Source organism: Streptomyces sp. NPDC004610, from assembly GCF_040609715.1.
Lineage (GTDB): Bacteria > Actinomycetota > Actinomycetes > Streptomycetales > Streptomycetaceae > Streptomyces.
This window is the reverse complement of sequence record NZ_JBEXLA010000056.1, coordinates 35,902-44,026: the sequence shown is the minus strand read 5'-3', so window position 1 is coordinate 44,026 and position 8,125 is coordinate 35,902. Positions and strand designations below refer to the sequence as shown.

Annotated in this window: 4 protein-coding genes; all 4 read right to left on the bottom strand. The window is 69.9% G+C overall.

Going from position 1 to position 8,125, the window contains the following annotated elements; translation table 11 throughout:
* Nucleotides 1-267: 267 nt before the first annotated feature.
* Nucleotides 268-2,376, bottom strand: coding sequence for a DNA helicase RecQ (gene recQ, locus ABZX40_RS38870; RefSeq protein ID WP_355750100.1), 2,109 nt, complete (start codon nucleotides 2,374-2,376; stop codon nucleotides 268-270).
* Nucleotides 2,377-2,973: 597 nt separating this feature from the next.
* Complete coding sequence (gene nuoN / locus ABZX40_RS38865) at nucleotides 2,974-4,623, bottom strand: NADH-quinone oxidoreductase subunit NuoN (protein ID WP_355750097.1); 1,650 nt, start codon at nucleotides 4,621-4,623, stop codon at nucleotides 2,974-2,976.
* Nucleotides 4,620-6,191 (bottom strand): NADH-quinone oxidoreductase subunit M, encoded by a 1,572-nt coding sequence (locus ABZX40_RS38860; protein WP_355750094.1) that lies wholly within the window; start codon nucleotides 6,189-6,191, stop codon nucleotides 4,620-4,622. The genes nuoN and ABZX40_RS38860 overlap by 4 nt, the downstream gene beginning before the upstream one ends.
* A 5-nt stretch (nucleotides 6,192-6,196) precedes the next feature.
* Nucleotides 6,197-8,110 carry an NADH-quinone oxidoreductase subunit L gene (gene nuoL, locus ABZX40_RS38855; protein ID WP_355750091.1) on the bottom strand — a complete coding sequence of 638 codons (1,914 nt, stop codon included), beginning with the start codon at nucleotides 8,108-8,110 and terminating at the stop codon, nucleotides 6,197-6,199.
* Nucleotides 8,111-8,125: the final 15 nt, after the last annotated feature.

Genomic DNA, 8,125 nt, shown 5'->3' with positions numbered 1-8,125 from the left:
ACGGAGGAACTCCCACTCCTCATCAGACAGCTCATGACGACGTATCACCCGACCATGATCCACCACGCAAGATCAATTGAAGACACGCCCTAGGCGGCCGTCCTCGCCCTCGCCGCCCACACCGGCACGGCGGAGGCCCGCACCGCCCTGGCCACGGCGACCACGGACACCGACGCGGACGTCAGGGCATACGCGGCACGCGCGCTGTAGCGGCGAGGGGGCGGGGTGGGTCGGGGTGCTCGGCGCGAGCTTGGGCCGCCCCGCCGACTATCTCCAGTCCTCCGGCTCCGGCTCCACATCGCCCTCGGGCCACAGCTCATCCCCACCGGACCAGGACCCGGCCTCGGACCCGCCCCCGGACGCGGACCCCGAAGTCACCCCGCCCCGGTCGCCCCGCCCAGCCCCAGCCCCACCAGAGCCGCCACCGGCACCAGAACCAGAACCGGCACCGGCACCGGCAGCAGCACCAACGCCAGAACCCGCACTCTCCCCCGGCCGCTCCATCCCCCCCAGTACCTCCAGCACACCCTCCCCATACGTCGCGAGCTTCTTCTCGCCCACTCCACTGATGCCGCCCAGCTCCCGCACCGACCCCGGCCACTGGGTCGCGATCTCGCGCAGCGTGGCGTCATGGAAGATGACGTACGCCGGAACGCCCTGTTCCCGGGCCTGCTCGGCGCGCCAGGCGCGCAGCGCCTCGAACGCGGGCGCCAGCGCCTCCGGCAGCTCGGCCACCGCCGCCGAAGCCTTGCCCTTGCGCTCACCCCGGGAGCCCCCGGTCCGGGCCACCGGCACCTTCTTCGGCTCCTTGCGCAGCGGCACCTCCCGCTCCCGCCGCAGCACCTCGCCGCTCGCCTCGGTCAGCACCAGCGTGCCGTAGTCGCCCTCGACCGCGAGGATGCCCTGGGCCAGGAGCTGCCGGACGACCCCGCGCCACTCGCCCTCCTCCAACTCCTCGCCGATGCCGAACACCGACAGCTGGTCATGATCGAACTGGATCACCTTGGCGGTCCGCTTGCCGAGCAGGATGTCCACGATCTGCACGGCGCCGAACTTCTGCCCCCGCTCCCGCTGCAACCGCACCACCGTCGACAGCACCTTCTGCGCCGCCACCGTGCCGTCCCAGGTCTCCGGCGGGGTCAGACAGCTGTCGCAGTTGCCACAGCCGGTCGCGCCGGGCTCCTGGCCGAAGTAGGCGAGCAGCTGGCCCCGCCGGCACGCCGCGGTCTCGCACAGGGCGAGCATCGCGTCCAGATGTGCCTGCGCGCGCCGCCGGAACGCCTCGTCGCCCTCGCTGGACTGGATCATCTTGCGCTGCTGGATGACGTCATTGAGCCCGTACGCCATCCAGGCCGTGGACGGCAGGCCGTCGCGCCCGGCGCGGCCGGTCTCCTGGTAGTAGCCCTCCACCGACTTCGGCAGATCGAGATGGGCCACGAACCGGACGTCCGGCTTGTCGATGCCCATGCCGAAGGCGATGGTCGCCACCACCACGAGGCCGTCCTCGCGCAGGAACCGCGACTGGTGCGCCGCACGGGTCCCGGCGTCCAGCCCCGCGTGGTACGGCACCGCCTCGACGCCGTTGCGGGAGAGGAACTCGGCGGTCTTCTCCACCGAGTTGCGCGACAGGCAGTACACGATGCCCGCGTCGCCCGCGTGCTCCTCCCGCAGGAAGCCCAGGAGCTGCTTCTTGGGGTCGGCCTTGGGCACGATCCGGTACTGGATGTTGGGCCGGTCGAAGCTGGCCTCGAAGTGCCGCGCGTCGGGCATGCCCAGGCGCTGGGTGATCTCCTGGTGGGTGGCCCGCGTCGCCGTGGCCGTGAGCGCGATGCGGGGGACGTCCGGCCAGCGCTCGCCGAGCACGGACAGGGCGAGATAGTCGGGCCGGAAGTCATGGCCCCACTGCGCCACGCAGTGCGCCTCGTCGATCGCGAAGACGGAGATCCTGCCGCGCGCCAGCAGATTCAGCGTGGCGTCCAGCCGCAGCCGCTCCGGCGCCAGGTACAGCAGGTCCAGCTCCCCGGCGAGGTACTCGGCCTCCACCACCCGCCGCTCGTCGAAGTCCTGGGTGGAGTTGATGAACCCGGCGTTCACCCCCAGCGCGCGCAGCGCGTCCACCTGGTCCTGCATCAGCGCGATCAGCGGGGAGACGACAATGCCCGTGCCCTCTCTGACCAGGGAGGGGATCTGATAGCAGAGGGATTTTCCGCCGCCGGTCGGCATCAGCACCACGGCGTCCCCGCCGGACACCACATGCTCGATCACGGCTTCCTGCTCGCCCCGGAAGGCTTCGTACCCGAAGACCTTGCGGAGCGTCTCCAGCGCCTCGCTGTCGGCTACCGCCGCCATACCACCGATCCCGCCCGTCCCACGCATCGCCGTGCCCCCGTACGTCGTGCTTCGACCACTGCGTCCACGATAGGCCCCCGCACTGACACCGCCGGAGTTATCCACAGACCCACTCCAGCCATCCGGCTCCGCCGGGAACCGGCCATCCCGACCCGGCCATCCCGACCCGGCCAACCCCGACCCGGCCAACCCCGACCCGGCCAACCCCGACCCGGCCACCCGGATCAGCCTCCCCCACCAGCCACACTCACCAGCCACTCCGACCAGCCACCCCCGCCAGCCACACTCGCCGCGCGCCGAGACCCGGGCGAGCCCCGGCTCCGCCACGGGAAGCGGGCGGGTCCAGCTCCGCCACGAAATCCGGACGGGTCCCAGCTCCACCACGGAAACCCCCGAGCCCGCTCCCACCCCCGCCCACGCCCCCGCCCCCGCCCCCGAACAGGTCCCGCCCCCGCCACGAAACCCGGACCAGCTCCGACCGCGCCCACGAAACCGGAGAAGCTCCAGCCCCGCCACAAAAACCGGGCGGGCCCCGACTCCGCCAGGAGCCGGGACCCGCCCGCACAAAGAACCCGGTCAGCGCTTCAGCAACACCGCGCCTCAGCGCCACCGCACCACCGCGCCTCAGCGCACAAACACCCCCGCAGTCCCCGCCAGATCCAGGAAGTACTGCGGGGCCACACCGAGCACCAGCGTGACCGCGACCCCCACCCCGATCGCCGTCATGGTCAGCGGCGACGGCACGGCGACGGTCGGGCCCTCGGGCCTCGGCTCGCTGAAGAACATCAGCACGATCACCCGGATATAGAAGAACGCGGCGATCGCCGACGAGATCACACCGACCACGACCAGCGGCGCCGCCCCACCCTCCGCCGCCGCCTTGAACACGGCGAACTTCCCGGCGAAGCCGGAGGTCAGCGGGATACCGGCGAAGGCCAGCAGGAACACCGCGAAGACCGCCGCGACCAGCGGTGATCTCCGGCCGAGCCCCGCCCATTTGGACAGATGCGTGGCTTCGCCGCCCGCGTCGCGCACCAGGGTCACCACGGCGAAGGCGCCGATCGTGACGAAGGAGTACGCGGCCAGATAGAACAGCACCGAGGAGATGCCGTCGGGGTTGGTCGCGACGACACCGGCGAGGATGAAGCCGGCGTGCGCGATGGACGAGTAGGCCAGCAGGCGCTTGATGTCGGTCTGGGTGATCGCCACGATGGCGCCGCCCAGCATGGTGATGATCGCCACGGCCCACATCACCGGCCGCCAGTCCCAGCGCAGGCCGGGCAGGACGACGTAGAGGATGCGCAGCAGGGCGCCGAAGGCGGCGACCTTGGTGGCGGCGGCCATGAAGCCCGTGACCGGCGTGGGGGCGCCCTGGTAGACGTCCGGTGTCCACATGTGGAAGGGGACGGCGCCGACCTTGAAGAGCAGGCCCATGACGACCAGCGCGGTGCCGACCAGCAGCAGCGCGTCATTGTCCATGGTGTCGGCGAGCGCCGGGGTGACCGTGGGGATCGTGCCGTCGACGACCTGCGCGATCGTGGCGTACGACATGGAGCCCGCGTAGCCGTACAGCAGAGCGATGCCGAACAGGGTGAACGCGGAGGCGAACGCGCCGAGCAGGAAGTACTTGACGGCCGCTTCCAGCGAGATCATCCGCTTGCGGCGGGCGAGCGCGCACAGCAGATAGAGCGGCAGGGAGAAGACCTCCAGGGCGACGAACAGGGTCAGCAGATCGTTGGCGGCCGGGAAGAGGAGCATTCCAGCGACCGCGAACATCAGCAGCGGGAACACCTCGGTGGTGGTGAACCCGGCCCTGACCGCGGCCTTTTCGGCGTCGCTGCCCGGGACCGCGGCGGCCTGGGCGGCGAAGGAGTCGACCCGGTTGCCGTGCGCCTCGGGGTCGAGGCGCCGCTCGGCGAAGGTGAACAGGCTGACCAGCGCCACCAGCAGGATCGTGCCCTGGAGGAACAGGGTCGGTCCGTCGATGGCGATGGCGCCCATGGCCGCGATGCCGGACTTGGTGGTGGCGTATCCGTCGGCGGCGAGCGCCACCACCCCGGCGAAGGCGGCGGCGAGCGCGACGACGGCCGTGAAGGTCTGGACGTAGTAACGGGACTTGCGGGGTACGACCGCCTCGATCAGGATCCCGAGGATCGCCGCGCCGACGACGATCAGGATGGGCGAGAGCTGGGCGTACTCGATCTTCGGCGCGTCGATCTTCGAGATCGGGGTCGCCGCGGTTGTCCACAGGCTGTGGACGGCTGCCGCACTCACCTTGCCGCCTCCACCTCGGGCTGGGGGTCCTGCTTCTGGACATCGGACATGGTCTGCTCGACCGCCGGGTTGACGATGTCGGCGATCGGCTTCGGATAGACGCCCAGCCCGATCAGCAGGGCGACCAGCGGGGCGACCACCACGAGTTCCCGGACCCGGAGGTCGGGCATCTTGGCCAGCTCCGGCTTCACCGGGCCCGTCATCGTCCGCTGGTAGAGCACCAGCGTGTAGAGCGCGGCGAGCACGATGCCGAAGGTGGCGATGATGCCGATCACCGGATAGCGGGAGAACGTGCCGACCAGGACCAGGAATTCACTGACGAAGGGCGCGAGACCCGGGAGCGAGAGGGTCGCCAGACCGCCGATCAGGAAAGTGCCGGCGAGCACCGGGGCGACTTTCTGCACTCCGCCGTAGTCGGCGATGAGCCGCGAGCCGCGCCGGGAGATCAGGAACCCGGCGACCAGCATCAGCGCGGCCGTGGAGATCCCGTGGTTGACCATGTAGAGCGTGGCGCCGGACTGGCCCTGGCTGGTCATCGCGAAGATGCCCATGATGATGAACCCGAAGTGGGAGATCGACGCGTACGCCACCAGCCGCTTCATGTCCCGCTGGCCGACGGCGAGCAGCGCCCCGTAGATGATGCTGATCACGGCGAGGACCAGGATCACCGGGGTGGCCCACTTGGACGCCTCCGGGAAGAGGCCGAGGCAGAAGCGGAGCATCGCGAAGGTGCCGACCTTGTCGACCACCGCGGTGATCAGTACGGCGACCGGTGCGGTGGATTCCCCCATCGCGTTGGGCAGCCAGGTGTGCAGCGGCCACAGGGGCGCCTTCACCGCGAAGGCGAAGAAGAAGCCGAGGAACAGCCAGCGTTCGGTGCTGGTCGCCATGGTCAGTTCACCGCTCGCGCGGGCGGCGGCGATCTCGGGCAGCGAGAAGTTCCCGGCGACGACATAGAGGCCGATCACCGCGGCCAGCATGATCAGACCGCCGGCCAGGTTGTAGAGCAGGAACTTCACGGCGGCGTAGGACCGCTGGGTGGCGGCCACCTTCTCGCCGTGCTCATGGGCCCGGTCCCCGAAGCCGCCGATGAGGAAGTACATCGGGATCAGCATGGCTTCGAAGAAGATGTAGAAGAGGAAGACGTCGGTGGCCTCGAAGGAGAGGATCACCATCGCCTCGACCAGCAGGATCAGCGCGAAGAAGCCCTGGGTGGGGCGCCAGCGCGTGGAGCCGGTCTCCAGCGGGTCGGCGTCGTGCCAGCCCGCCAGGATGATGAACGGGATGAGCAGGGCGGTCAGCGCGATCAGCACCACCGCGATGCCGTCCACGCCCAGTTCGTAGCGCACCCCGAACTCGGAGATCCAGGCGCGCGACTCGGTGAGCTGGTAGCGGTCGCCGCCGGGGTCGAAGCGGACCAGGATCGCGAGGGCGAGCCCGAGGGTGGCGAGCGAGACCACCAGCGCCAGCCATTTGGCCGCGGTGCGTTTGGCGGCCGGTACGGCGGCCGTGGCGATGGCCCCGACAGCCGGGAGCAGCGCCGTCGCTGTCAGCAGGGGAAAGGACATCGGTATCAGACCGCCCTCATCAGCAGGGTCGCGGCGATCAGCAGTGCCGCACCGCCGAACATCGAGACCGCGTAGGACCGCGCGAAGCCGTTCTGGAGCCCCCGCAGGCGTCCGGAGAGACCGCCGACCGAGGCCGCCGTGCCGTTGACGACTCCGTCGACCAGGCTGTGGTCGACGTACACCAGGGAGCGGGTGAGGTGCTCGCCGCCGCGGACCAGCACGACATGGTTGAAGTCGTCCTGGAGGAGGTCGCGGCGGGCGGCGCGGGTGAGCAGGGAGCCGCGCGGGGCGGTGACCGGGACCGGGCGGCGCCCGTACTGGGCCCAGGCGACGGCGACGCCGACGACCATGACGGCGACCGTGGACAGGGTGACGGTGAGGGCGCTGACCGGCGGGTGTCCGTGCTCGTAGCCGGTGATGGGCTCCAGCCAGTTCACGAAGCGGTCGCCGATGCTGAAGAAGGCGCCGCCCGCGACGGAGCCGACGGCCAGCACGATCATGGGGATCGTCATGGACCTGGGGGACTCGTGCGGGCGGGGCTCCTCGCCGTTCTCGTCGGGCTGCCAGCGCTTCTCGCCGAAGAACGTCATCAGCATCACGCGGGTCATGTAGAACGCGGTGATGGCCGCGCCGAGCAGGGCCACGCCGCCGAGGATCCAGCCCTCGGTGCCGCCCTTGGCGAACGCCGACTCGATGATCTTGTCCTTGGAGAAGAAGCCGGACAGCCCCGGGAAGCCGATGATCGCGAGATAGCCGAGGCCGAAGGTGACGAAGGTGACTGGCATGTACTTCCTGAGGCCGCCGTACTTGCGCATGTCGACCTCGTCGTTCATGCCGTGCATGACCGAACCGGCGCCCAGGAACAGCCCGGCCTTGAAGAAGCCGTGGGTCACCAGGTGCATGATCGCGAAGACATAGCCGATGGGGCCGAGGCCCGCGGCGAGGACCATGTACCCGATCTGCGACATCGTGGAGCCCGCGAGGGCCTTCTTGATGTCGTCCTTGGCACAACCGACGATCGCACCGAACAGCAGCGTGACCGCGCCGACGATGGTGACCACCAGTTGCGCGTCCGGCGCCGCGTTGAAGATCGCGCCGGAGCGGACGATGAGGTAGACGCCCGCGGTGACCATCGTCGCGGCGTGGATCAGGGCCGAGACCGGGGTCGGGCCCTCCATCGCGTCCCCGAGCCAGGACTGGAGCGGCACCTGGGCGGACTTGCCGCAGGCGGCGAGCAGCAGCATCAGGCCGATGCCGGTGAGCACGCCCTCGCTCGCCCCGCCGATCAGGGGGGACTCCTCGTGCCCGCCGAGCAGGGGGCCGAAGGCGAAGGTGCCGAACGTCGTGAACATCAGGAAGATCGCGATGGCCAGGCCCATGTCGCCGACCCGGTTGACCAGGAACGCCTTCTTGGCGGCCGTGGCGGCGCTGGGCTTGTGCTGCCAGAAGCCGATCAGCAGATAGGAGGCGAGACCGACGCCCTCCCAGCCGACGTACAGCAGCAGATAGTTGTCGGCGAGGACGAGGATCAGCATCGCCGCGAGGAACAGATTGAGATAACCGAAGAAGCGGCGGCGGCGCTCGTCGTGCTCCATGTACCCGATCGAGTACACGTGGATGAGCGTGCCGACGCCGGTGATCAGCAGGACGAACGTCATCGACAACTGGTCGAGGCGGAAGGCGACGTCCGCCTGGAAGCTCTCGACCGGGATCCAGGTGAACAAGTGCTGGATCAGGGTGCGGTCCTCGGCGCCCCGGCCCAGCAGATCGGCGAAGAGGATCACGCCGAACACGAACGAGACGGCCGACAGCAGCGTGCCGATCCAGTGGCCGACCGCGTCGAGCCGGCGTCCGCCGCACAGCAGCACGGCGGCTCCGAGGAGGGGCGCCGCGATCAGCAGCGCAATGAGGTTCTCCACGATTCTTCCGACCCC